This is a genomic window from Pseudomonas sp. GD03862 (assembly GCF_029840855.1).
GTDB classification, from domain to species: Bacteria; Pseudomonadota; Gammaproteobacteria; order Pseudomonadales; family Pseudomonadaceae; genus Aquipseudomonas; species Aquipseudomonas alloputida.
Window position 1 is genome coordinate 16,373 of the sequence record NZ_JAOCDI010000035.1, and the last position, 25,152, is coordinate 41,524.

At 62.1% G+C, this 25,152-nt stretch carries 22 protein-coding genes; 8 read left to right on the forward strand and 14 right to left on the reverse strand.

All coding sequences use genetic code 11. The annotated features are described in order from the left end of the window. Nucleotides 1–78: 78 nt before the first annotated feature. On the reverse strand, nucleotides 79–1,263 hold the full coding sequence (gene desA, locus N5D53_RS20470) for a delta-9 fatty acid desaturase DesA (protein WP_010951599.1): 1,185 nt from the start codon (nucleotides 1,261–1,263) through the stop codon (nucleotides 79–81). Nucleotides 1,264–1,409: 146 nt separating this feature from the next. Between desA and dibA the strand changes: the two genes are divergently transcribed. Continuing rightward, the gene (gene dibA / locus N5D53_RS20475) at nucleotides 1,410–3,305 is read left to right on the forward strand and encodes a phosphodiesterase DibA (protein WP_279840707.1); all 1,896 of its coding nucleotides are present in this window, start codon (nucleotides 1,410–1,412) and stop codon (nucleotides 3,303–3,305) included. Between the two features lie 28 nt (nucleotides 3,306–3,333). On the opposite strand, the gene N5D53_RS20480 is transcribed toward dibA, so the two are convergent. The 9 genes from N5D53_RS20480 to tcyJ form a co-directional block, all read right to left on the reverse strand. Continuing rightward, nucleotides 3,334–3,978 carry a methionine ABC transporter permease gene (locus N5D53_RS20480; protein ID WP_010951601.1) on the reverse strand — a complete coding sequence of 215 codons (645 nt, stop codon included), beginning with the start codon at nucleotides 3,976–3,978 and terminating at the stop codon, nucleotides 3,334–3,336. Next, a complete protein-coding gene (locus N5D53_RS20485) occupies nucleotides 3,968–5,077 on the reverse strand; it encodes an ATP-binding cassette domain-containing protein (protein ID WP_274141838.1) in 1,110 nt (369 codons plus the stop codon). The genes N5D53_RS20480 and N5D53_RS20485 overlap by 11 nt, the downstream gene beginning before the upstream one ends. A gap of 1 nt (nucleotide 5,078) precedes the next feature. Next, on the reverse strand, nucleotides 5,079–5,879 hold the full coding sequence (locus N5D53_RS20490) for a MetQ/NlpA family ABC transporter substrate-binding protein (RefSeq protein ID WP_274141836.1): 801 nt from the start codon (nucleotides 5,877–5,879) through the stop codon (nucleotides 5,079–5,081). Next, nucleotides 5,872–7,257, reverse strand: a complete 1,386-nt coding sequence (locus N5D53_RS20495; RefSeq protein ID WP_274141834.1) for an LLM class flavin-dependent oxidoreductase — start codon at nucleotides 7,255–7,257, stop codon at nucleotides 5,872–5,874. Before N5D53_RS20495 ends, N5D53_RS20490 begins: the two co-directional genes overlap by 8 nt. Beyond that, entirely contained in the window at nucleotides 7,257–8,438 is a 1,182-nt protein-coding gene (locus N5D53_RS20500) for an SfnB family sulfur acquisition oxidoreductase (RefSeq protein WP_190869783.1), read from the reverse strand. Before N5D53_RS20500 ends, N5D53_RS20495 begins: the two co-directional genes overlap by 1 nt. Before the next feature lie 141 nt (nucleotides 8,439–8,579). Continuing rightward, nucleotides 8,580–9,821 (reverse strand): SfnB family sulfur acquisition oxidoreductase, encoded by a 1,242-nt coding sequence (locus tag N5D53_RS20505; protein ID WP_020191042.1) that lies wholly within the window; start codon nucleotides 9,819–9,821, stop codon nucleotides 8,580–8,582. A gap of 314 nt (nucleotides 9,822–10,135) precedes the next feature. Beyond that, nucleotides 10,136–10,894: an L-cystine ABC transporter ATP-binding protein TcyN gene (gene tcyN / locus N5D53_RS20510; protein WP_010951607.1), complete on the reverse strand. Its 759-nt coding sequence runs from the start codon at nucleotides 10,892–10,894 to the stop codon at nucleotides 10,136–10,138. A gap of 2 nt (nucleotides 10,895–10,896) precedes the next feature. Then, a complete protein-coding gene (tcyL, locus tag N5D53_RS20515; RefSeq protein ID WP_003255849.1) occupies nucleotides 10,897–11,565 on the reverse strand; it encodes a cystine ABC transporter permease in 669 nt (222 codons plus the stop codon). Beyond that, nucleotides 11,562–12,356, reverse strand: coding sequence for a cystine ABC transporter substrate-binding protein (gene tcyJ / locus N5D53_RS20520; protein WP_014589324.1), 795 nt, complete (start codon nucleotides 12,354–12,356; stop codon nucleotides 11,562–11,564). The genes tcyL and tcyJ overlap by 4 nt, the downstream gene beginning before the upstream one ends. A gap of 309 nt (nucleotides 12,357–12,665) precedes the next feature. Between tcyJ and epsC the strand changes: the two genes are divergently transcribed. Both epsC and betT read left to right on the forward strand, forming a co-directional pair. Further along, the gene (epsC, locus tag N5D53_RS20525; RefSeq protein WP_003255846.1) at nucleotides 12,666–13,598 is read left to right on the forward strand and encodes a serine O-acetyltransferase EpsC; all 933 of its coding nucleotides are present in this window, start codon (nucleotides 12,666–12,668) and stop codon (nucleotides 13,596–13,598) included. Between the two features lie 312 nt (nucleotides 13,599–13,910). Beyond that, nucleotides 13,911–15,872 (forward strand): choline transporter BetT, encoded by a 1,962-nt coding sequence (gene betT / locus N5D53_RS20530; RefSeq protein WP_010951610.1) that lies wholly within the window; start codon nucleotides 13,911–13,913, stop codon nucleotides 15,870–15,872. Nucleotides 15,873–15,980: 108 nt separating this feature from the next. On the opposite strand, the gene tauD is transcribed toward betT, so the two are convergent. The 4 genes from tauD to tauA are packed head-to-tail and all read right to left on the reverse strand — an operon-like array spanning nucleotide 15,981 to nucleotide 19,472. After that, on the reverse strand, nucleotides 15,981–16,814 hold the full coding sequence (tauD, locus tag N5D53_RS20535; protein WP_279840713.1) for a taurine dioxygenase: 834 nt from the start codon (nucleotides 16,812–16,814) through the stop codon (nucleotides 15,981–15,983). A 48-nt stretch (nucleotides 16,815–16,862) separates the two neighbouring features. After that, entirely contained in the window at nucleotides 16,863–17,702 is an 840-nt protein-coding gene (tauC, locus tag N5D53_RS20540; protein WP_047603216.1) for a taurine ABC transporter permease TauC, read from the reverse strand. After that, entirely contained in the window at nucleotides 17,699–18,487 is a 789-nt protein-coding gene (gene tauB / locus N5D53_RS20545) for a taurine ABC transporter ATP-binding subunit (RefSeq protein WP_104960591.1), read from the reverse strand. The genes tauC and tauB overlap by 4 nt, the downstream gene beginning before the upstream one ends. Nucleotides 18,488–18,500: 13 nt before the next feature. Further along, a complete protein-coding gene (gene tauA, locus N5D53_RS20550) occupies nucleotides 18,501–19,472 on the reverse strand; it encodes a taurine ABC transporter substrate-binding protein (RefSeq protein WP_020191047.1) in 972 nt (323 codons plus the stop codon). A 474-nt stretch (nucleotides 19,473–19,946) separates the two neighbouring features. On the opposite strand from tauA, the gene N5D53_RS20555 reads away from it, so the two are divergent. The 5 genes from N5D53_RS20555 to ssuD all read left to right on the forward strand — a co-directional run bounded on the left by N5D53_RS20555 (nucleotide 19,947) and on the right by ssuD (nucleotide 25,151). Beyond that, complete coding sequence (locus tag N5D53_RS20555) at nucleotides 19,947–21,275, forward strand: OprD family porin (RefSeq protein ID WP_190869782.1); 1,329 nt, start codon at nucleotides 19,947–19,949, stop codon at nucleotides 21,273–21,275. Between the two features lie 165 nt (nucleotides 21,276–21,440). Continuing rightward, nucleotides 21,441–22,079, forward strand: a complete 639-nt coding sequence (locus N5D53_RS20560; RefSeq protein ID WP_003255836.1) for a peroxiredoxin — start codon at nucleotides 21,441–21,443, stop codon at nucleotides 22,077–22,079. 219 nt (nucleotides 22,080–22,298) lie between these two features. After that, a complete protein-coding gene (gene ssuE / locus N5D53_RS20565; protein ID WP_003255835.1) occupies nucleotides 22,299–22,892 on the forward strand; it encodes an NADPH-dependent FMN reductase in 594 nt (197 codons plus the stop codon). Between the two features lie 85 nt (nucleotides 22,893–22,977). Next, the gene (locus tag N5D53_RS20570; protein WP_279840714.1) at nucleotides 22,978–23,943 is read left to right on the forward strand and encodes a sulfonate ABC transporter substrate-binding protein; all 966 of its coding nucleotides are present in this window, start codon (nucleotides 22,978–22,980) and stop codon (nucleotides 23,941–23,943) included. 59 nt (nucleotides 23,944–24,002) lie between these two features. Further along, nucleotides 24,003–25,151, forward strand: a complete 1,149-nt coding sequence (gene ssuD, locus N5D53_RS20575) for an FMNH2-dependent alkanesulfonate monooxygenase (protein WP_004576374.1) — start codon at nucleotides 24,003–24,005, stop codon at nucleotides 25,149–25,151. Nucleotide 25,152: the final 1 nt, after the last annotated feature.

A 25,152-nucleotide genomic window follows, 5' to 3' on the forward strand; every position in this document is an offset into this window, starting at 1 on the left:
ATTCCGGATTCGAGTGGAGAGGTGGGGGCGAAGTTCCGAATGGCACGCCCCGCTGCGGGGCGTGCCGATCAACGGCGGTCAGGCGCCGGTCGGGCGCAGCGAGTAAGTCTTGAGTTGTGCTGCGAAGTCGCGCAGTGCCTGGATGCCGCTGGTTTCGGCCTCATGTACCCAGTCTTTCATGGCTGCCAGCATGTCGTGGCCGTTGGCACTGGTGCGCGCCCAGATCTGCTGCAGGGCCAGGCGCTTTTCGTAGATGGTTTTCAGTGCCTGGCTGTGCGCGAGCATGGACTCGATGCGCACGTGGTGGCGGTCTTCCAGCAGGCTGGTTTCGCGAGACAGCAGCCGTTTGGCACGGCGGAAGCGGTGACGCACCGAGGCGTCGACACGGGCCAGTTCCTGTTTCACCAGCGGGCCGATCACCAGCTTGCGGTACTGGGCCATGATCTGGAAGCGGTTGTTGAGGATGGCCATGGCGGTGTCCATGTCCAGGCTGGCCTTGCCGGCCACCCGGTGGGCGATGGGCGCCACGCGCTGCACCTTGGCCAGACGCAGCAGGCAGAACAGGCGGATCCACGCCCAGCCCATGTCGAACTCCCAGCGTTTGACCGAGAGCTTGGCCGAGTTGGGGTAGGTGTGGTGGTTGTTGTGCAGTTCTTCACCGCCGATGACGATGCCCCAGGGCACCAGGTTGGTGGCGGCGTCGCGGCACTCGAAGTTGCGATAGCCGAGGGCATGGCCCAGGCCGTTGACCACACCGGCGGCCCAGAACGGAATCCACATCATCTGCACCGCCCATATGGTGATGCCTATGGTGCCGAACAGCAGCAGGTCGATTACCGCCATCAGTGCGATACCGCCCAGTTTGTAACGCGAGTACAGGTTGCGCTCGATCCAGTCATCCGGGCAATTCTTGCCATAGATGCGCAGGGTTTCGGGGTTGCGCGCCTCTTCACGGTACAGCTCGGCACCTTTGCGCAGCACTGTGCCCAGGCCCTTGTACACCGGGCTGTGCGGGTCGTCGGGGGTTTCGCACTTGGCGTGGTGCTTGCGGTGGACGGCGGTCCACTCGCGGGTGTTCTGCGCCGTGGTCAGCCACAGCCAGAAGCGGAAGAAGTGCTTGAGCGCGCCGTTGAGCTCCAGGGCCCGGTGCGCGGAGTAGCGATGCAGGTAGACCGTGACGCTGACAATGGTCACGTGGGTCATCAACAGAGTGATGCCGACCAGTTGCCAGGCCGACAGGTCGAGCAGGCCGTTATACCACATAGGTGCAAATACCCTCGAAATGCAGGGGGAAGGGCTGATTATCCCTTGGCGGGGAAATAAAACCAGTCAACCGTTGAGATAGGAGGTCACGACATGTTTCAGCCTTTATAATGCTCACTCCTTTTTGATGGCCTTTCCCACCCGACATGTCTGTTTCCGTTCGCGACGCCTTGCGCATGGCTGCGCTGTATGTGGTGCTCTCGATCCTCTGGCTTGCGCTGGCGGAGGTGATGCTGCACAGCATGACTGACGACCCCTTGGCACTGACCGTGGGGCGGCAGATCAACGTGGTGGTCTGGGTGCTGCTCAGTGCCTTGCTGATCTATGTGTCGCGCGTGCGCCTGCTCAATTTCATCGGCCATGGCGCGCGTTTGCGTTGTGAAGACCGTGAACGGCTGCGTATGGCTGCCGCAGTGTTCGACAGTACCCTCGAAGGTGTGCTGGTGACCGACCGCCAAGGCCTGATCGTGCACGTCAATCGTGCCTTCATGCGCATCACCGGCTACCAGCAGGATGAGGTCATCGGCCAGCGCCCGAGCAAGTTCAAGTCCGGCCACCATGGACTGGCCTTCTACCAGGAGGTTTTCGCCACCCTGGCTGAGAAGGACGAGTGGAGCGGTGAAATCTGGAATCGGCGCAAAAGCGGCGAGATCTACCCGCAGTGGCAGACTATTTGCGCCATTCGCGACGACGAAGGTGAGCTCAGCCATTACGTGGCGGTGTTCAGTGACATCAGCGCCATCAAGCATTCGGAGCAGGAGCTTGCCTACCTGGCCCACCACGACCCGCTGACTGGCCTGCCCAACCGCCTGCTGTTTACCGACCGGGTGGAGCAGGCATTGGCGGCGGCGCAGGCCAACAAGCGCGGTTGCGCCTTGTTGCTGCTGGACCTGGATCACTTCCAGAGCATAAACGACGGCCTGGGCCATACCATTGGCGACCAGTTGCTGAAGCTGGTGGGCGAGCGTCTGGGGGAGGTGTTGGGTAACGGTGTGACCCTGGCGCGTCTGGGCGGCGACGAATTCGGCGTGCTGGTCGAGAACTGCCAGCAGGTCGGCCAGGCGGGCAAGCTGGCGCAGTGCATCATCGAGCGTATGCGTGAGCCGTTTCAGTTCGACGGCAATCGTCTGTTCATCAGCGCCAGCGTCGGAATCAGCCTTTACCCCAGCGATGCCTTGGGTGCCGAGCAGTTGCTGCGCAATGCCGACTCGGCGTTGTACAAGGCCAAAAGCAACGGTCGGGCCTGCTATGCGCTGTACACCGAAGAGCTGACCGCCCACGCCCAGCATCGGGTCGAGACCGCCGCTGAATTGCGTCGGGCCCTGGAGCAGGATGAACTGCGGGTGTACTTCCAGCCGGTACACGACCTGGCATCAGGCCGACAGGTCGGGGTCGAGACGCTGGTGCGCTGGCAGCACCCCAGGCGCGGCCTGGTACCGCCGGGCGAGTTCATCCCGATTGCCGAACGCACCGGCCTGATTGCCGAGATCGATACCTGGGTGCTGCGCCAGGCCTGCCGGCAAATGGTGCAGTGGCAGGCTGAAGGCCGGCAGCTGGCATTTGTGGGGGTGAACATCTCCAGTCGCCTGTTTGGCCAGCATGAGCTGTATCGGCAGGTAGCCGAAGTGCTGCACGACACCGGCCTCGCCCCGGCCTTGCTGGAGCTGGAAGTGACCGAAAGCGCGGTGATGGAAGACCCTGAGGTGGCGCTGGAGCAACTGCACCGCTTGCGCGAACTGGGGGTGACCCTGGCCATCGACGACTTTGGCACCGGGTATTCGTCACTGCTGCGGCTCAAGCGTTTGCCGGTGCAGAAGCTGAAAATCGACCAAGGGTTTGTGGCTGGGTTGCCAGTGGATGAAGACGACATCGCCATTGTGCGGGTGATCATCGCCTTGGCCCGTAGCATGGGGATGCAGGTGCATGCCGAGGGCATCGAGCAGGCGGAACAGGCCAGCTTCCTGCTGCAGGAGGAGTGCCAGTTGGGTCAAGGGTACTGGTTCGGGCGGCCAGTGCCGGCTGAGGATCTTCGCTGGGATTGAGAGCGGGCTGCAAAGCAGCCCTCAGATTTCAACGCTTGTTCAAACCCTTCGCCAGGCGGTCCCCGCCCAGCTGGATCAACGCCACTAACGCTACCAGCATGGCGATCACGGTCAGCATGATCTGGCTGTCGAAACGCTGGTAGCCATACCGATAGGCGATATCCCCCAGCCCGCCGGCACCAATCGCCCCGGCCATCGCCGACGAGTTGATCAAGGTCACCAAGGTAATGGTGAAGCCCCCGACGATCCCCGGCAGCGCCTCGGGCAACAGTACATGCCAGACGATGTGCCAGCGCCGGCAGCCCATGGCCTGTGCGGCTTCCACCAGACCATGGTCGACCTCACGCAGGCTGACCTCGGCAATCCGCGCAAAGAACGGTGTGGCGGCAATGGTCAGCGGCACCACTGCCGCCCACACACCATAAGTGGTACCCACCACCAGGCGGGTGAAAGGAATCAGCGCAACCATCAGGATCAGAAACGGAATCGAGCGGAACAGGTTGACGAAGGCGCCCAGCACCCGGTTCAGCAGCCGCGCCTCGAAGATCCCGCCCTTGTCGCTGGTCACCAGCAGCACCGCCATGGGTACACCCACCAGCAGGGCGATCAGTGACGAAACCCCAACCATCAGCAGCGTATCCAGCAAGCCTTCCAGCAGGCGATCAATCCACATGGCCCAATACCTCCACGTCCTCGGCCCAACGGCGGGCACGTTCCAGCAATTGATGGGTGTCGTGCGGCGAGTGTTGCACCGAGAGGATGAGTTGCCCCAAGGCATGTTCGCCGATGGTTTCCACGCCGCCCTGCAGCAGACGCACACGCCCGCCCAGGTCGTTGAACAGGGCAGACAGCTCTGGCTCGCCGAGCACCGTCAGTTTCAGCACTACGGCGCTGTTGCCGCTCGCCGGGTGGGCCTGGAGGCTGGCTTGCAGTGCGGCGGGTAGCTTGGCCTGCAAAGGGGCGAGCAGGGTGCGGGTAACCTCGTGACGAGGTGAACCAAACACCCGCCAGACCTCGCCCTGCTCGACCACTGCGCCGCGTTCCAGCACCACTACCCGGTGACAGATGTCGCGAATCACTGCCATTTCGTGGGTGATCAGCACGATGGTCAGGCCCAGGCGCTGGTTGATATCGCGCAGCAGCTCCAGGATTGAGGCGGTGGTTTCCGGGTCCAGCGCCGAGGTGGCCTCGTCGCACAGCAGGATCTCGGGGCTGTGCACCAGTGCCCGGGCAATGCCCACGCGCTGTTTCTGCCCGCCGGACAGTTGCGCCGGGTACACGTGATGTTTTTCCTGCAGGCCGACCAGTTCCAGCAATTCGCGCACTCTGCGCTGGCGCTCGGCCCTGGGCACGCCGGCGACCTTCAAAGGCAATTCCACGTTCTGCCACACGGTCTTGGCCGACATCAGGTTGAAGTGCTGGAAGATCATGCCGATGCGCCGGCGCAGGGCCACAAGGTGGTCCTCATCGAAAAGCGCGATATCCACCTGGTCGATCAATACGCGGCCTTGGCTGGGTTGCTCCAGGCGGTTGATGGTGCGCAGCAGTGATGACTTACCGGCGCCGCTGCGGCCGATGATGCCGAAGATCTCGCCATGGCGGATGTTCAGGTCGATGCCTTGCAAGGCCGGTTGCGCCTGGCCCGGGTAGGTCTTGCCCAGGCCGATGAAGCGCACGTGGGCTTCATTGACCTCGGGGCGCAGGGCCTGTTCCCTGGCCATTGGCGGCAGTGCTTGGGGTGTAGGCGCCCTGAGCGCGCTGGCCTGGCTCATTTCAGCCTTCCCAGCCGGCTTGGTAGAGCTTGCCGTGAGCGTTGTTCAACGCAGCGCGCACCGCTGGCGAATGCTGGTAGATGTCGACGAACTTGGCCAGGCGTGGATCGTCCTTGCTTTGCGGGCGAATGACGAACTGGATCACGTATTCCTTGTTTTCCAGCCCGTCGAACAGCAACGCCGAGGTGGCATCGAAGGTGTTGGCCAGGCGGATGTAGGCCGGGTAACCCTGCACCAGGTCGGCGTCGTCGTAGGCACGTACCAGTTGCACCGCCTCGACCTGAAGGATCTTCAGCTTTTTAGGGTTGGCGACGATGTCATCCTCGGTGGCCTTGTAGCCCACGCCGGGCTTCAGGGTGATCAACCCGGCCTTGGCCAGCAGCAGCAGGCCACGGCCGCTGTTGATCGGGTCGTTGGCGATGGCCACGCTGGCGCCTTCAGGCAGCTCGGCAAAGCTTTTGTACTTTTTCGAGTACAGGCCAACGTTGTTGATGATGCCCGGGGCGTAAGGCACGAGGTTGAAGCCTGCAGCAGCCTTGGCGTTTTCCAGGAAAGGGATGTGCTGGAAGTAGTTCGCGTCGATGTCGCCGCTGTTGAGGCTGACATTGGGCGCAATCCAGTCGCTGAACTCGATCAGCTTCACTTCCAGGCCTTGCTTGTGGGCTTCTTCAACCGCGGCTTCCAGCGGAATGGCAAAGGCCGAGGTGGTGCCGATCTTCAACGGCTCGGCAGCAAGGGTACCGGCGCACAGGCCGAGGGTGATGGCAATGGCCGCGACGGGCCGGAACAGTTTCTCAAGCATGGTGCAGGGCTCCAGTCGGGGTAGGGGTAAAGCGGTAAGCCGAGCCAGGGTGGTCGGCGGGTAAGTGCGGGTGGTCGGTATGGAACAGTTTTTCGCGCAGGGTGCCTTCGGTGTAGGCAGTCTTGTAGCGGCCACGCTGCTGAAGTTGCGGGATGACCAGCTCGACGAAGTCCTCGAAGCTTTCCGGGGTGACGGTGCGGGTCAGGTTGAAACCGTCCAGGCCGGTTTCATCGATCCACGCGATCAACTGCTCGGCCACCTGTTCAGGCGCGCCGACCAGGGTTACGTAGCGGCCGCCCAAGGCGTGCTGTTGCAACAGGCGCCGGCGGGTCCAGGCGTTGTCCTGCAACTGGCGCGTGGCTGACTGGATGGCGTTGCCCTGGTTGAAGGCAATGGGTTGGTCCAGTTCATAGGCGGCGAAGTCGATGCCAGTGGACGCGGCGAAGTGCGCGACGCCCGCTTCGGCGCTGGCGTGGCGCAGGTACTCGGCATGTTTGGCCTGGGCCAGTTGCTCGGTGGCCGCGACGATCACCGTGATGCCCATGAACACCTTGACCGCCTGCGGGTCGCGGCCGGTGGCCTGGGCGGCCGCGCGAACCTTGTCGACCTGGGCGCGGGTGGCTGCCTTGTCCTGGCCACTGATGAACACGCATTCGGCATGGTTGCCGGCGAAGGCCAAGCCACGCGGCGAGCTGCCGGCCTGGAACAGCACCGGGGTGCGCTGCGGTGAGGGCTCGCACAGGTGGTAGCCTTCGACCTTGTAGAACTCGCCCTGGTGCTGAACCTTGCGCACCTTGTCGGGCGAGGCATAGACGCGATGCTCGCGGTCGGCGACCACTGCGTCATCGGCCCAGCTGCCTTCCAGCAGCTTGTACAACACCTGCAGGTATTCATCGGCCTGGTCGTAGCGGCGATCATGCTCCGGTTGCTGCGCCAGGCCCATGGCCCGGGCAGCGCTGTCGAGGTAGCCGGTGACAATGTTCCAGCCCACCCGGCCATTGCTCAGGTGGTCGAGTGTGGAAAGGCGCCGGGCGAACAGGTACGGCGCCTCGTAGGTGAGGTTGGCGGTAAGGCCGAAACCCAGGTGACGGGTGACCGCAGCCATGGCGGACACCAGCAGCAGCGGGTCGTTGACTGGCAGCTGGATCGACTCCTTGAGGGTGACGTCCAGTGACTGGCCGTAGATGTCGTAGGTACCGACGATGTCGGCGATGAAAAGCCCGTCGAACAGACCGCGCTCCAGCAGGCGTGCCAGGTTGGTCCAGTAGTCCAGGGTCTTGTACTGGGTTGAAGTGTCCCGTGGGTGGGTCCACAGACCGTGGTTGATGTGCCCGATGCAGTTCATGTTGAAGGCATTGAGCAGAATCTGCTTGGCCATCAGATGGTCCCCCGGCGTGGCGGGTTGGCATCGTTGAGGTAGTAGTTGCCGATGGCGTGGTACTTCCAGCGCACCGGGTCGTGCAGGGTGTGCACGCGAGCGTTGCGCCAGTGGCGGTCGAGGTTGTGTTCGGCCAATGTTGCCTGGCTGCCGCCCAGTTCGAACAGGGTGGTACCGGCGGTGAGGGAAATTTCGGTGCTGATGGCGCGTGCTTCGGCCACGGCGATGGAGGCGGCGGCCACGTTGTCGGCAGTGCTGTCGTCGCGGGCGCGGTCGAGGTATTCGCCTGCGCGCTCCAGCAGGGCTTCGGCCGCGTGCAAGCGGACCGCCAGAAGGCCGAAGCTTTTCAGCGTCAGCGGGTCATCCGTGGCCTTGTCCAGGCCGGAGTCGACCCACGGACGGCTGCGGGTGCGCACGAAGTGCAGGGCGTCTTCATAGGCGGCGCGGGCAATGCCGGTGTCGATGGCGGCATGGAGGATCTGCGCCAGCGGGCCAACCGGGGTGGGGCGCTCGAAGGCGCTCTGGAACGGCACCACGTCCGCTGCGCTGACGTACACGTTATCGAACACCACCGAACCGCTGCCGGTGGTGCGCTGGCCGAAGCCGCTCCAGTCGTCGATCACCTGCAGCCCCTGGCTGTCGGCCGGGACGAAGGCCAACTGTTGTATACCTTGTTCATCCACGACCGAGGTTGGAATGCGCTGGGCATAGATGGCGCCTGTGGAATAGAACTTGCGCCCGTTGATGCGGAAACCGTCGCCGTCACGGCTCAGGCGGGTGGTGCGCTCGTGGGCGGTCTTGGTGCCCAGCTCGGCCAGGGCATTGCCGAAACGGCGGCCGGCCAGTACCTCGGCGTACAGGCGCTGTTGCTGTTCGGGGCTGCCGTTTACCCGCAGCACTTCCAGACCGTAGAAATGATTCTGCGGAATCTGCCCGAGCGAACCGTCGGCCTGCGCGATACGGGCGATGACCTTGGCCAGGGTGACGTTGGACACGCCGGCACCGCCGAAGGCTTTGGGCACGCTGATGGCCCACAGGCCGGAGCGGGTGAACAGTTCGAGTTCGGCCAGCGGCAGGCGGCGTTCGCGGTCGCGCAGGGCGCTGTCGCGGCGCAGTTGCTGGGCGATGTCTTCGGCGACGGCCAGGGCTTGGGCGTCGCTGGTGATGATAGCAATTGTCATGGAGTTCTCCGGGGGCCGCTTTGCGGCCCTTCGCGGGCTTGCCCGCTCCCACAGGTAAAGTGATGCCGGTTCAGGCGGTGACAATCCTGTGGCAGCGGGAAAGCCCGCGAAGGGCTGCGCAGCAGCCCCAAAGGCAGCAAATCAGATCCAGGAATGCCGTGCAGGCAGGGTGCCGTTAAGGTGGTAAGCGCCCACCGCGTGGTACTTCCAGCGCACCGGGTCGTGCAGGGTGTGCACCCGGGCATTTCGCCAGTGGCGGTCGAGGTTGAACTCGGCAAGGGTGGCGCGGCTGCCGGCCAGCTCGAACAGCTTTTCGCTGGCCTGCAGGGCAATCTCGGTGGTCAGCACCTTGGCCTCGGCCACCGCAATCGAGGCCCGTGCCGCGCTGGCTGCGTCGATAGGCGCAGCATTGACCTCGTCGAGTACCCGAGCAGCTTTGCGCAGCAGCGCTTCGGCGGCGTGCAGCTCGAGTTTCAGGCGGCCGATGTCGGCAATTACATAAGGGTCGTCACTGGCACGGTCGACGTTGGCTTCAATCCACGGCCGGGACTTTTCGCGCACGAACGTGATCGCATCATCGATAGCCGCTTCGGCGATGCCGGCGTCGATCGCCGCCTGGATCAGCTGCGAAGCGGCGCCCTGAATGTTGGGGATATCGCGCTGGCGCCAGTTGTCGATCACCAGTTCCGCGTCCACCGGCACCTGGTCCAGCAGCACGGTACCGCTGGCGGTGGTGCGCTGGCCGAACCCGGACCAGTCATCGACAATGCGCAATCCCGGGCTTCCCCGGCGCACGAATGCCAGGCGCTGGCGGCCTTCATCGTCGAGGGCTTTTACCGCCACCCAATGGGCGAACAAGGCACCGGTGGAGTAGAACTTCTCGCCACTTATGCGGTAGCTGTCGCCGGCGCGCGTGATTCGGGCCTTGAGGGTGAGGGTATCCCTGGTGCCACGTTCAGGCCCGGCATTGCCGATGCGCCAGCCGTCGAGCACGCTGCGGAAGATCAGCGCTTGCTGCGCCTCGCTGGCCGTCAGGCGCAGCAGTTGCAGCATGCCGAACTGGTTCTGCGGGATCTGCCCCAGGGCGGGGTCGGCGGCGCTGATCAGGCGGAACACTTCGGCGACGGTTGCGAACGACACGTCGGGGCCACCGTAGGCCTTGGGTACGGTGATGCTGCCCAGACCGCTGCGGGTAAACAGTTCGATTTCGGCCCAGGGCAGTTTGCGTTGCTGGTCGCGTCGGGCAGCTTGCTCACGGGCGACCTCGGCCAGCTCGCGGGCCGCTTGCAGGGCTTCGGCGTCGTTGCGCAGTACCTTGGCCGGCAGCAGCGGGGGCGAGCTGTCGAGATCGCTATGGAATTGGGTGTTGGCTTGGCTGGGCATCAGTGCCGCTCCTTGGCTGCACTCAATGCCCTGGCGTTACGCACTGGGGTGATTGTGATCCTGACCATTCCTGACCTCACAAAATAGTTATGTCGCTACAGCTGATCGCGACAGACGTGTGCTGGTCCGGTGGTCCGGTATATATACCCTAATGATTTATAAAAATTTTATGAACTAACTTTTTGGAATATTTATAGAAGGGGGATTGGTTACAGAGGTGCCGGCCTCTTCGCGGGTAAACCCGCTCCTACACACATGCCTCAAGATCTGTGCACTGTAGGAGCGGGTTTACCCGCGAATGGGCCGGAACAGGTTTACTCGGAGGCCGCAGTCCCGAGGAACTTGCGCAAGAACTGCCGCGTACGTTCTTCCTTCGGCGCTGCAAACAGGGCCTTGGCCTCGCCCTGCTCCACGATCACGCCCTTGTCGAAGAAGATCACCCGGTTAGCCACGTCCCGGGCAAAACTCATCTCGTGGGTGACGATGATCATGGTGCGCTTTTCCTCGGCCAGGCCGCGGATGGTCGCCAGTACTTCACCGACCAGCTCTGGGTCCAGCGCCGAGGTCGGTTCGTCGAACAGGATTACCTCCGGTTCCATGGCCAGGGCACGGGCGATGGCCACGCGTTGCTGCTGGCCGCCGGACAGGCGCCGTGGGTAGGCGTCTTCCTTGCCCGCCAGGCCGACTTTGGCCAGCAGGCGCCGGCCAAGCTCGATGGCCTGCTCGCGGGGCGTCTTCTTGACGATCACCGGCCCCTCGATCACGTTCTCCAGGGCGGTGCGGTGGGGGAACAGGTTGAAGTTCTGGAACACGAACCCGGCCTGCTGGCGCAAACGGCGAATCGCACTCTGTTGCCCGCCCAAAGGGCGGTTGGCATCGATACTGATGGCGCCGATCTGGATCTGCCCGGCATCGGGGGTTTCCAGCAGGTTAAGGCAGCGCAGGAAGGTGGTTTTGCCCGAGCCACTGGGGCCGATGATGGCCACCACTTCACCGGGCTGCACGGTCAGGTCGATACCGTTGAGCACGGTCTGGCCCTTGAACCGCTTGGTCAGGCCTTTGACTTCAATCATGCTCAATGCTCCTGGTCATGCTGGTTGACCCGCGCTTCCATGCGGTTCTGGAAGTGCGCAAGGATGCTGCACAGCACCCAGTAGATGACCGCGACCGCCACGTACATGGTGAACACTTCGAACGTCCGCGCAGTAATCAGCTGGGCTTGGCGGAACAGCTCGGGCACCTGGATGGTCGCCGCCAGGGCGGTGTCCTTTACCAGCGAGATGAAGCTGTTGCCCAGCGGTGGCAACGCGGTGCGCAAGGCCTGTGGCAGGATCGCCCGGCGCATGGCTTGCACGCGGGTCATGCCGATGCTGGCGGCTGCTTCCCACTGGCCCCGGTCGATCGAGGAAATGGCTGCGCGCAGGATCTCGCAGATATAGGCCGCCATGTTCAGCGACAGGCCGATCAGCGAAGCGGGGATCGGGTCCAGCTCGATGCCGATTTGCGGCATGCCGAAATAGATGACGAACAGCTGCACCAGCAGCGGCGTGCCGCGGAAGAACGACACGTAGACCCGAGCCAGCCAGTTCAGCGGCAGAATCTTCGACAGCCGCATCAGCGCCAGGGCAAAGCCCAGCACCAGACCGAAGAACATGCCGCCGACACTGAGCAGCACCGTATAACCCGCGCCCTTCAGCAGGAAGGGCGCGGAGTCGACAACGAGTTGCAGGCTTTCAGCGATCATTTGGTGACATCGGCACCGAAGTACTTCTCGGACAGCTTGGCCAGCGTGCCGTCAGCTTTTAGCTTGTCGATGGCCTTGTTGATGGCTGCCAACAGTTCCGGCTCACCTTTGCGCATGGCCACGCCGCTTTCCAGGCGCGAGAAGGCATCGCCGGCAAGTTGGGTGTCCTTGGCTTTTTGCGCGTATTCCAGCGCCGCCAGGCGGTCGATCAGGATGGCGTCGATACGGCCGTTGCGCAGGTCAGCGAACTTGCTTGGGTCATCTTCATAGGTGCGCACATCGGCTTGCGGCACGTCCTTTTTAACCCACTGTTCGTAGTTGGTGCCAAGGCCTACGCCGACCTTTTTGCCGGCCAGGTCCTGTGCGCCCTTGATGTTCAGCTGCTCGGCTTTCTTCTTCAGGATCAGTGCCTGGATGCCGGAGACAGTGTAGGGCTCGGAGAAGTCGTACTTTTTCTTGCGCTCTTCGGAAATGGTCACCTGATTGACCACTACATCCAGGCGTTTGGATTCCAGCGCGGCGAGGATGCCGTCCCACTTGGTCGGCTGGATCTTGGCCTTGACCCCCAGCTCCTTGGCCAGCAGCTCGGACAGCTCCACTTCGAAGCCGGTCAGTTTGCCGTTTTCGTCCTGGAAGCTGAATGGTGGGTAGGTGCCCTCGAGGCCGACGTTGATGACGCCTTTTTCCTGGATGGTCTTCAATTGCTCGCCGGCGAAAGCCTGGCTGAGCAGGCCGGCACCCAGCAGGAGGGCCAGGCTGGCGTTGAGTAGCGGTTTGGCGAATTTCGACATGGCAGAGCCCCGCGCTTGTTGTCTAGGTAGTGAGGTGGCGACTATAGGGTTGGCTGATTAGGCCGGGAAATACTAAAAAATCACTTTAATATTCCATTTTTTGATTTTTGCCAGGTGCCGGCTGCTTTGAGGGTAGGCGACGATACCCACTCCGTCATCGCGGCTTATGCCTGACTTAGCGCAGGATGGAATAAAGCGTTGTTTTTTCCAAGCCTCGGATTTGCCGTAAAGTGGATTGCATGCAGGCAGGTTCGGCCCTTTCGCGGGCCTGGCAACAAAATCAGATGGCCTATACGGCAGGAGAAAACCGTGAGCGAACAACCTTCATCCGCGCATTGGCAGTTGCAGAGCATTGTCACTGGCCTGCGCGGGGCCCGTGAGCAATGGCGCACCCGTAATGGCCGCAGTATTGGCGAGCAGGGCGGGCGCGAGCTGCCGTCGCGCGAAGCGATGCGACAGATTCTGGAGCAACTGTGCGGGGCGCTGTTCCCCATGCGCCTGGGGCCAGTCGACCTGCGCGAAGAAAGTGAAGACTTCTACGTCGGCCATACCCTGGATGCCGCGCTGACCGCCTTGCTGGCCCAGGCTCGTCTTGAACTTCGCTACGCAGCACGGCAAAGCAAGGCTGAGCTGGCGGGCGTCGACGCCCGTGCGCTGAGCCTGATCCAGGGCTTTGCAGCTGCGCTGCCGGAACTGCGCGTTCTGCTCGACACCGATGTGCTGGCCGCTTACCACGGCGACCCGGCGGCACGCAGCGTCGATGAAGTGCTGCTGTGCTACCCGGGCATCCTGGCGATCATCCACCACCGGCTGGCACACCACCTTTACAAGGCTGGGTTGCCTCTGCTGGCGCGGATCAGTTCGGAGCTGGCGCATTCGGCCACCGGTATCGACATTCACCCGGGTGCGCAGATCGGCCCGAGCTTCTTCATCGATCATGGTACGGGTGTGGTGATTGGTGAAACCGCGATCATCGGCGAGCGCGTGCGCATCTACCAGGCGGTGACTTTGGGCGCCAAGCGTTTCCCCAGCGATGAGTCGGGTACGCTGCATAAAGGCCTGCCACGCCACCCGATCGTCGAGGACGATGTGGTGATCTATGCCGGGGCCACGGTGCTGGGGCGTATTACCATCGGCAAGGGTTCGACCATTGGCGGTAATGTGTGGCTGACTCGCAGTGTGCCGGCTGAAAGCAACATTACTCAGGCCAACCTGCAGCTGGATTGCCAGGACAAGAACTGATCCCGCATTGCAATTGCCTGTGCTGGCCTCTTCGCGGGCAAGCCCGCTCCTACAAAGAACATACCAATGTAGGGGAGGGCTAACCCGCGAAGAGGCCGGAACAGGACGACACCAATCAGCGCCCCAATTCGCATTGAAATCCGATCCATGTTTAACTTGAACGCTTGTTCAATGAAAAAACGCTGGTCCGCTGCCGGTGTTCAACAGGAGGATTCCTTTGCTGAACCCGTTCATTCCGAACCTCACGTCATTCGACGAGGTGCACGCCCTATGAGTGCACCGAACCCTTCCCTTGCCAATGGCAAGATCCGCATGAACCCCCCGGTGTTCTACTTTGCGGCGAGTTTCATCCTCATCTTTGGCCTGGTAGTCATCTCCAACCCGCAAGCCGCAGGTGACTGGTTGCTGGCGGCGCAGAACTGGGCGGCCAACACGGTCGGCTGGTACTACATGCTGGCGATGACGCTGTACCTGGTCTTCGTGGTGGTCACCGCCTTGTCTGGCTACGGCAAGATCAAACTCGGTGCCGACCACGACGAACCCGAGTTCAGCTACCTGTCGTGGGCCGGCATGCTGTTCGCCGCCGGCATCAGCATCACGCTGTTCTTCTTCTGTGTCTCCGAACCGCTGACCCACATGCTGCAACCGCCCCAAGGCGAAGCCGGCACGGTCGAGGCCGGGCGCCAGGCGATGCAGATCCTGTTCCTGCACTGGGGCCTGCATGGCTGGGGGGTGTTCGCCTTCGTCGGCATGGCATTGGCCTATTTCGCCTACCGGCACAACCTGCCGCTGGCCCTGCGTTCGGCGCTGTACCCGCTGATTGGCAAGCGCATCAACGGCCCAATCGGCTATGCGGTGGATGGCTTCGGCATCATCGCTACGGTGTTCGGCCTGGGCGCCGACATGGGCTTTGGGGTGCTGCATCTGAACGCCGGTCTGGACTACCTGTTCGGCATCAGCCACAGCCAGTGGGTGCAGGTGATCCTCATCACCCTGATGATGGGCGCGGCTGTGGCCGTAGCCGTGGCCGGGGTGGAGAAGGGGGTGCGGGTGATGAGCGATATCAACCTGTTCCTGGCCTGTGCGCTGCTGCTGTTCGTGCTGTTCGCCGGGCCTACCCAGCACCTGTTCAACACGCTGATCCAGAACCTGGGCGACTACCTGGGTGCGTTGCCGCGCAAGAGCTTCGACGTGTATGCCTATGGTGAAAACCGTGGCTGGCTGGGCGGCTGGACCGTGTTCTACTGGGCCTGGTGGATTGCCTGGGCGCCGTTCGTGGGCCTGTTCATCGCCCGCATCTCCCGTGGCCGTACCATCCGTGAGTTCGTCTTTGGCGTGCTGCTGATTCCGCTGGGCTTCACCCTGGCGTGGATGTCGATCTTCGGCAACAGCGCCCTGGACCAGGTGATCAACCACGGCATGACCGCACTGGGCCAGTCGGCGCTGGATAACCCGTCGATGAGCCTGTACCTGCTGCTGGAAACCTACCCCTGGAGCAAGGCAGTCATCGCCACCACGGTGTTCATCAGCTTCGTGTTCTTCGTCACCTCGGCCGACTCGGGCACCGTGGTGCTGTCGACCTTGTCGGCCAAGGGCGGTGACGCTGATGAAGATGGGCCGAACTGGCTGCGTATCTTTTGGGGGGCGATGACTGCACTGATCACCAGCGCGCTGTTGTTCGCTGGCAGCATCGATTCGCTGAAGTCGGCAGTGGTGCTGACGTCGCTGCCGTTCTCGCTCATTCTGCTGTGCATGATGTGGGGGCTGCACAAGGCGTTCTACCTGGAGTCGCAGCGGCAGATCGCGCAGATGCACTCGCTGGCCCCGTTCGCCCAGTCACGTCGCGGTCGTGGCGGCTGGCGCCAGCGCCTGAGCCAGGCGGTGCACTTCCCGTCGCGTGATGAGGTGTACCGCTTCATGGATGATGTGGTGCGCCCGGCGATTGCCGATGTGCGTGAAGTGTTCGAGCAGAAAGGCCTGGTACTGATTACCCAGGACGATCCTAGCCATGACAACGTCAGCCTGAAGATTGGCCATGGCGAGGAACAGCCGTTCATTTACCAGGTGCAGATGCGTGGCTATTTCACGCCATCGTTCGCCTTGGGGGGGCTGGGTACGCAGGAGTTGAAGAACCGCCGCTATTACCGGGCGGAGGTGCACCTGAGCGAAGGCAGCCAGAACTATGACCTGGTGGGCTACAGCAAGGAGCAGATCATCAACGACATCCTCGACCAGTATGAGCGGCACATGCAGTACCTGCACCTGGTCCGCTGAGCAAGCTCTCCTGTCCTGGCCTCTTCGCGGGCTTGCCCGCTCCCACAGGCACGGCACCGGTTTCGAACCCTGTGTCGTACCTGCGGGAGCGGGCAGGACGGGCAACCGCTAGAAGGGGGCATCCCCAAGGATGGTTGCGCGATGCATCACCCGCCGGTTCGGCCGGTAATCATCCACTGCAAAATGCTGGGTCACGCGGTTGTCCCAGAACGCCACGTCATGCTCCTGCCAACGCCAGCGAATGCTGAACTCCGGTCGCGTCGCATGGGCGAACAGCAGCCTCAGCAGCGCATCGCTTTCCAGTTCGCTCAGTTCATTGATGCGTGTAGTGAACCCTTCATTGACGAACAACGCCTTGCGCCCGCTCACCGGATGCGTGCGCACCACCGGGTGCGACAGCGGCGGGTTGTTGCGCCGGGTGGCCTCCCAGCGCGCCAGGTCTTGCGGCGTGGTGCCAAAGCGCTCCAGCGGGAACGACTTGGTGAAGTCGTGGGTAGCGGTCAGCCCGTCCAGCATTTCACGCAGCGGCGCCGACAAGGCCTCGAAGGCCGCAATGCCGCTGGCCCAAAGGGTATCGCCACCGTAAGCAGGCAATTGCTTGGCGCTGAGTACCGCGCCCAGTGCCGGGGTCGGCAAAAAGGTCACGTCGGTGTGCCACACGGCGTTGTCGCGCACATCGGTAACCGCCGTGTCGAGCACCAGCACCTGTGGGGTGTCTGGCACGTTGGGGTGAATCGGGTGGATGTGCAGGTCGCCGAAGCGTGCGGCAAAGCGCGCCTGCTGTTCCGGGTTGATCGGCTGGTCGCGGAGGAACAGCACCTGGTGCTGGAGCAGTGCCTGTTCGATGGCATCGCGCTCTTCTGCGCTGATATCGCGGCTGATGTCCACGCCGCTGATCTGGGCGCCGAGTGCTGGGCTTAGGGGAGTGATGGTCAGGCTCATGTCGGTCTCTTCAATCGGGCGCCAGTGTGCTGGCGTGGACAATGGAGTTCAGTGAATCTGCCCATGCCAGGGCACCAGCTTGCGTTGCAGGGCACGCAGGCTCATTTCCAGAGCGAAGGCGATCAGAGCGATCAGCAGGATGCCCAGCACCACCACGTCGGTGACCAGAAACTGCGCCGCCGACTGCACCATGAAGCCCAGGCCGCTGGTGGCGGCTATCAGTTCGGCGGCCACCAGGGTCGACCAGCCGACCCCCAGGCCAATGCGGATGCCGGTAAGGATGTCTGGCAATGCACTGGGCAAAATGACGTGGCGGATCAGTTGGGCCTTGGTTGCGCCCAGCGACTGCGCCGCCCGCAGCTTGGCCGGGTCTACCGTGCGCACACCGGTGGCTGTGGCAATGGCGATGGGGGCGAAGATTGCCAGGTAGATCAGCAGCACTTTCGACAGCTCGCCGATACCGCACCAGATGACGATCAGTGGCAGGTAGGCCAGCGGCGGGATGGGCCGGTAGAACTCGATCAGCGGGTCGAGAATGCCGCGGGCCACGCGGTTGTAGCCGATGGCGATGCCGACTGGTATTGCGGTCAGGGTCGCAGCCACCAGCGCCAGACCGATGCGGCCAAGGCTTGCGCTCAGGTGCTGCCACAGGCTGGCATCCATGTAGCCTTGGGTGAGCAAGGTCCATGCCTTGGCCAGGATGTCGCCGGGCGAGGGCAGGAACAGGGGCTCTACCCAGCCGGCGGCCGTCACCAGCCACCAGACCAGTAGCAGGCTGGCCAGGGTCAGGGTGCTGATCCAGCGGGTAGACAGCGGGCGGCGTAGCGTGGCAGCTGGCCGGGTTTGGGCGTCGTGTTTGCCGGCGACCGGCAGGTCCAGGCTGCTCATGCGCGCTCCTGCAGGCTTTGGCGTTGGGAAAACACCCGCGCCAGCACATGCTCGCGGGTTTCGATGAACGTTGGATCGGACTTGATGGCCCGGGCCGATTCGCCAGCGGCATAGCGCTGGCCGAAGTTCAGCTGCAGGCGTTCCACTACGCGTCCCGGGTTGGGCGCCAGCAGTACCAGTTCGCTGGCGAGGAACACCGCTTCTTCGATGTCGTGGGTAATCAGGAACACCGGCTTGGCGGTGCGTTGCCAAACTTGCAATAGCAGCTCTTGCATCTGCTCACGTGTGAAGGCATCGAGGGCACCGAACGGTTCATCCATCAGCAATACCCGAGGGTCGGCCGCCAGCGCCCGGGCAAGGCCCACACGCTGCTTCTGGCCACCGGACAATTGCCAGATGCGCCGTTCGCCGAAGCCATCGAGGTCGACCAGGGTGAGCATTTCGCGGGCCTTGGCCTCACGCTGGGCGCGGGGTACGCCGGCCAGTTCGAGGCCGAAGGCGACATTGCCCAGCACGTTCTGCCATGGCAGCAGGGCATCGTCCTGGAACACCACGCCGCGTTCTGCACCGGGGCCCTGCACCGGCACGCCATCGAGGGTGATGTGACCGCCACTGGGGGCGACGAAGCCGGCGATCAGGTTGAGCAGTGAGGTCTTGCCGCTGCCGGAAGGCCCCAGGGCCACCAGCAGTTGGCGTGGCCCCAGGCTCAGGTTGATGTCGGCCAGCACCGGGGTGCTGGCGCCTGGGTACTGTGCGCTGATGCGCTCCAGTTCGAGCAAGGCCATGACGGGCTCCGGATCAGTTTGGAAGGAACTTGGCGCTGACGTACGGCGAGTAGTCCGGCAGCACTGCTTCGACTTTGCCTTGCTGTTTGAGGAAGTTGGCGGTGTCCGTCAGCGCCTGGGTGGTCGGCGCGCCCAGGGCGTGGGCCTGGTCAGCGGCCAGCGGGTAGACGTTGCCCTCCAGCAGCACCGGGATGTCGCTGGCCTTGGCACCTGACAGCTTCACCAGCTTGTCTACGTTGCCCTTGTCGGCCAGCCAGGCTTTCGGGTCCTTGCGGTAGTCGGCGTAGGCATCGAGGGTGACTTTGGCAAAGGCCTTGACCACATCAGGGTGTTTCTCGGCGAAGTCCTTGCGCACGATCCAGGCATCGAAGGTAGGCGCGCCTTTCTGCGCCAGTTCGCCGGAGGTGATCAGGACCTTGCCGTTTTCCTTGGCCACGCCCAGGGCCGGGTCCCACACGTAGGTCGCATCGATGTCGCCGCGCTTCCAGGCGGCAATGATGGCCGGCGGCGCCAGGTTGAGAATCTGTACCTTGGAAGGGTCGATATTCCAGCTTTTCAGTGCGGCAAGCAGGCTGTAATGGCCGGTGGATACGAACGGGACGGCGACCTTCTTGCCGATCAGGTCTTGCGGCGACTTGATGCTGTCACGGGCCACCAATGCTTCACCGGCGCCAATCTGGGTGGCGATGAGGAAGGTCTCAACCGGCAGCTTGCGGGTGGCGGCAGCGGCCAGCGGGCTGGAGCCCAGGTAGCCGATCTGCACGTCGCCGCTGGCCACCGCAGTGATCACGTCTGCGCCGTTATCGAACTTGCGCCAGTCGATGCTGGCCTTGCTGGCTTTTTCGTAGTCGCCATCGACCTGCGCCACTTTGGCCGGGTCGACAGTGGTCTGGTAGGCCACTGTCAGGTCGGCTGCCTGGGCCAACCAGCTGGTGCTGGCGAGGGTCAGGGCGGCGAACAGGCGCAGCGGAGCGTGCGGGATCATGGTTGAACCTCTCGTCAGGCAAGTCGTGTTGGATAACGAGAAGGCTAAATGATCTAAGAAAGTTAAAATAAATAACTTTTTTGCATTAGCTTAGGAGCCAAACGCTTTAAAGCCATGACCCCTGACGAAGCCAGAGGTGCCTGCAAGACCCTATAGAACGATTTGGCATTAGGTTATGAGCAAACGTTTGCAAATAACCAAAAGTTATTAGAAGATTCTCTGCTACAACGGATGGCAGTAAAGGTTCCTAACATATTCCTTAAAAGTCTTACAAATTCATAAAACAGTCATTTTGGATTTATAGGATTGTCATTATCCTGTAGCGCAGGTGGCGTCTTAGACCAAAGTCGCGAAACGTTTAGAAACGATTGACTTAACGGTCACGCTTTGGGACTAAATCGCCCATCCCGGTGAGCGGGGCATCAGACCCCTCCGCCAGAGATACACAAAAATTAGAACGTAGAGGAGCAAAACATGTACAAGTCCAGCCTGGCTCTGGCCGTGGCACTGGGGGTTCTCGCCCAACAAGCAGGCGCTGCCGGTTTCGTTGAGGACAGCAAACTGTCGCTCAGCTCGCGCACCATGTACTTCAACAACGACAACCGTGAAGCTCCGGGAAGTAAGCCTCGCCCGGACAACCGTGAGTCGGGTCAAGGCTTCAAGCTTGACTATATTTCCGGATTTACCCAAGGCACCGTAGGTTTCGGCGTTGATGCCCAAGCACTCTGGGGTATTCATCTCGATGGTGGTAAGGGTTATCACCCGAACGGCAGCAGCTTCTTCCCTAGCGATTCCGACGGTTCTGCTGAGAAACAGTGGGCGCGCTTGGGTGCCAACGCCAAGGCGCGTTTCTCCAAAACAGAAGTGCACTACGGTAGCGCCCTGGCGCCGAACCTGCCGATTCTGGTCTCCAACGATGGCCGTCTCCTGCCGCAGACCTTCGAGGGTGGCACCATCCAGTCGAAGGAAATCGACAACCTGACCATCAACGCCGGTCAGCTGACCCACGCCATGGGCCGTGCTTCGAGCAACCGTACCGGTTTGTCGGTTCAAGGTGCTACTCAGGAGAGTAACAAGTTCCGCTACGCGGGTCTGGATTACAAGCTAACCCCTGACCTGACCCTGCAGTACTACTACTCGAACCTGGAAGACTTCTACAAGCAGCACTTCCTGGGTGCTACTCACGTCTTTAAAATTGCTGACGATCAGTCGTTCAAGACTGACTTGCGCTATTTCGATAGCAGCAAAGACGGGCGCAATGGTGAAGCCGGTTACGAGTTCAAAAACAACGGCGGCTACGCTAAGAACCTTGGCGAGGTCGACAACAAGACCTGGTCCGCCATGTTCACCTACACCCTTGGTAGCCATGCTCTGATGCTGGGTCATCAGCAAGTCAGTGATGATGGCGGCTTTGTGTGGTTGAACCAAGGCAGCTTGGCCAATGAAGGCGCCGGCGGCTCGAGCTTCTATCTGTTTACCGATAGCATGATCAACCAGTTCGCCAAGGCTGGCGAAAATACTACCTTTGGTCAGTATTCCTACGATTTCGCCAGTCTGGGTGTGCCGGGTCTGAAAGCCTCGGTAGCCTACCTGCGTGGCGAGGATGGCCGCAGCACTAACGGCAACGGCACCTTCACTGAATGGGAACGTGACGCGCGAGTTGATTACGTTCTGCAAGAAGGTACGCTCAAAGGCTTGGGCTTCAGCCTTCGTCAGGGCGTATATCGCGGTACAGGGTCGGGCTCTGCTAACGACCAAGACCAAACTCGCTTCATCGTGAACTACACTTACAGCTTCCTGTAAGTCGTAGCCACAAAGAAAGCCTCGCCTGATGCGAGGCTTTTTTGTGCCTGCAGATTTATATGCATCTTGGCTATAAATAAATCGTTATTTATTCCTTTTGTTTTTAGTCGATTGCAGGCACATTGAACCCATACGGTACAGAACCCAGCCCAGGAGCCGCAGCCCATGAGCCTCAAACTCGGCGATATCGCCCCCGATTTCGAACAGGATTCCAGCGAAGGCAAGATCCGCTTCCACGAGTGGCTGGGCAACAGTTGGGGGGTGTTGTTCTCCCACCCGGCCGACTTCACCCCGGTGTGCACCACCGAGTTGGGCCTGACCGCCAAGCTGAAGGACGAGTTTGCCAAGCGCGGGGTCAAGGCCATCGCCCTGTCGGTGGACCCGGTCGACTCGCATCACAAGTGGATCGATGACATCAACGAAACACAGAATACCGTGGTCAACTTCCCGATCATTGCTGACGCTGACCGCAAGGTGTCCGACCTTTACGACCTGATCCACCCGAACGCCAGCGACACCCTGACCGTGCGCTCGCTGTTCATCATCGACCCGAATAAAAAGGTGCGCCTGACCATTACCTACCCGGCCAGTACCGGGCGCAACTTCAACGAAATTCTGCGGGTGATCGACTCGCTGCAGCTGACCGACAACCACAAGGTCGCCACACCCGGTAACTGGCAGGACGGCGACGAAGTGGTGATCGTGCCTTCGCTCAAGGATGAGGAGGAGATCAAGCAGCGCTTCCCCAAAGGTTACCGGGCGGTCAAACCCTATCTGCGCCTGACCCCTCAACCCAATCGTTAATGGATTCCTCGTTGCATTGCTCTTAGCCAAGCAGGGATTTTCGGGCCGTTTCGACGGCCCTTTTTTATGCCTGCAAAAAACCTGTGGGAGCGGGCGCGCCCGCGAAGAGGCTCTCGTGGATAAAGACAATAATGGAATAAACAAATGAAAAAATATGATTTCTAGATATATGTAGCAGCTGTTAATGTCACCTCCAACAGAACACAAGGAAGCGCAGCAATGCTGGTCGTCTCAATCGGTGGTAGCCCAAGTCTCCGTTCACGCTCCGGCGTGCTGCTCGAGCGTTCGCGCCAGTGGCTGCAGGATCGCGGCGTTGAAGTGGTGACGTTCCAGGTGCGTGACTTCCCCGCCGAAGACCTGCTGCATGCCCGTTTCGACAGCCCGCATGTGCAACACTTTCAACAGCTGGTGGCCCAGGCCGATGGCCTGATCGTCTCCACCCCGGTGTACAAGGCTTCGTTTTCCGGTGCCCTGAAAACCTTGCTTGACCTGCTGCCCGAGCGCGCCCTGGCTCACAAGATCGTGTTGCCCATCGCCACTGGCGGCAGCATCGCCCACATGCTGGCGGTGGATTACGCATTGAAGCCGGTGCTGTCGGCACTCAAGGCACAAGAGACCCTGCAAGGGATCTTTGCCGACGACAGCCAGGTGGCTTACGCAGAAGGCACAAAGCCCGCGCAGTTGGTACAGGCGCTGGAAGAACGCCTGCACGACTCGCTGGAAACCTTCCACGTTGCCCTGGCCCGTCGGCCGCGCCCCGTGGCCCCCGGCGTACTGAACGAACGTCTGATCAGCGCTCGCTGGAGCATCTGAACGGCATTACCCGCTTCACCACCTTACTCGCCCGTTAACGAGGCAAGCAGGTGCAACCCGAACCCCATTCGCACAGGAGAGCGCCATGCGCACAGTCTTCTTGCGTCGTGGTCTGGTCGCCCTGTTTGCGGCGGCTGTGTCCTTCGGCGCCATTACCCAAGCCCAGGCCGAGAGCCTGCGTATCGGTTACCAGAAATACGGCACCTTGGTGCTGCTCAAGGCCAAGGGCACGCTGGAGAAGCGCCTGGCCGAGCAGGGTGTACAGGTGCAATGGACCGAGTTCCCCGGCGGCCCGCAGCTGCTTGAAGGGCTGAACGTCGGTTCCATCGATTTTGGTGTCACGGGCGAGACCCCGCCTGTGTTCGCTCAGGCCGCCGGCGCCGACCTGCTCTACGTGGCCTACGAGCCGCCAGCGCCGCACAGCGAAGCGATCCTGGTGCCCAAGGGCTCGCCGATCCAGTCGGTGAAGGACCTCAAGGGTAAACAGGTCGTCCTCAACAAAGGCTCCAACGTGCACTACCTGCTGGTCCGCGCCCTGGAAGACGCCGGCCTCAAGTACAGCGACATCCAGCCTGTCTACCTGCCGCCAGCCGACGCCCGCGCCGCCTTCGAGCGCGGCAGCGTGGATGCCTGGGTGATCTGGGACCCTTACCAGGCCGCCGCCGAGCAGCAGCTGCAAGCGCGCACCCTGCGTGACGGCAAGGGCCTGGTCGACAACCACCAGTTCTACCTCGCCACCCGCAACTATGCGACACAGCACCCAGCGGTGATCAACACCGTGATCGAGGAAGTGCGCGCCGTGGGTGAATGGTCCCAGGCCAACCCGCAAGAGGTTACCGACCAGGTTGCCCCGCTGCTCGGCCTGCCTGCCGGCATCACCCTGACCTCTGTCAAACGCCAAGGCTACGGCGCTGCGCCGCTGACCCCAGAGGTGGTGGCCGCGCAACAGAAGATCGCCGACACCTTCCAGGCGCTCAAGCTGATACCCAAGCCGCTGAGCATCAAGGACGTGATCTGGACACCCCCTGCCAAAGTCGCTAGCGCGCCTTGATTGACTGCCAGTGCCGGGGCGCCGCCCCGGCTAGAGCCACCCTTGAGGAGACGACTCCAATGAGCCTTAACATTTTCTGGTTCCTCCCAACCCACGGTGACGGCAAGTACCTGGGCACTTCCGAAGGCGCACGTGCGGTCGACCACGGTTACCTGCAGCAGATCGCTCAGGCTGCTGACCGCCTTGGTTTTGGTGGGGTGCTGATCCCGACGGGGCGTTCCTGCGAGGACTCCTGGCTGGTGGCCGCGTCGCTGATCCCCGTGACCCAGCGCCTGAAGTTCCTAGTAGCCCTGCGCCCGGGCATCATTTCGCCGACCGTGGCAGCACGCCAGGCGGCCACCCTCGATCGCTTGTCCAATGGCCGTGCGCTATTCAACCTGGTGACCGGTGGTGATCCGGACGAGCTGGCGGGTGACGGCCTGCACCTGAACCACCAGGAGCGCTACGAAGCTTCGGTCGAGTTCACCCGTATCTGGCGCAAGGTGCTGGAAGGCGAAAACGTCGATTACGACGGTAAGCACATCCAGGTAAAGGGCGCCAAGCTGCTCTACCCACCGATTCAGCAACCACGCCCACCGCTGTATTTTGGCGGCTCGTCCGAGGCCGCCCAGGACCTGGCGGCCGAACAGGTCGAGCTGTACCTGACCTGGGGCGAGCCACCGGCAGCTGTTGCCGAGAAGATCGCACAGGTGCGCGAAAAAGCGGCTGCTCAAGGGCGCGAAGTACGCTTCGGTATCCGCCTGCACGTGATCGTGCGGGAAACCAACGAAGAGGCTTGGGCCGCCGCCGAGCGCCTGATCTCGCACCTGGACGATGACACCATCTCCCGCGCCCAGGCCTCGCTGGCGCGTTTCGACTCGGTGGGCCAGCAACGCATGGCCGCCCTGCATGGCGGCAACCGCGACAACCTGGAAGTCAGCCCCAACCTGTGGGCAGGTGTTGGCCTGGTACGGGGCGGCGCGGGTACCGCGCTGGTGGGCGACGGCCCGACCGTGGCAGCACGGGTCAAGGAATATGCCGACTTGGGCATCGATACCTTCATCTTCTCGGGTTATCCACACCTGGAAGAGTCTTACCGCGTGGCGGAGCTGCTGTTCCCGCACCTGGATGTGCAGCGCCCAGAGCAGCCGAAAACCGGTGGTTATGTAAGCCCGTTCGGCGAAATGGTGGCCAACGACATCCTGCCCAAATCTGTGTCGCAGAGCTGAG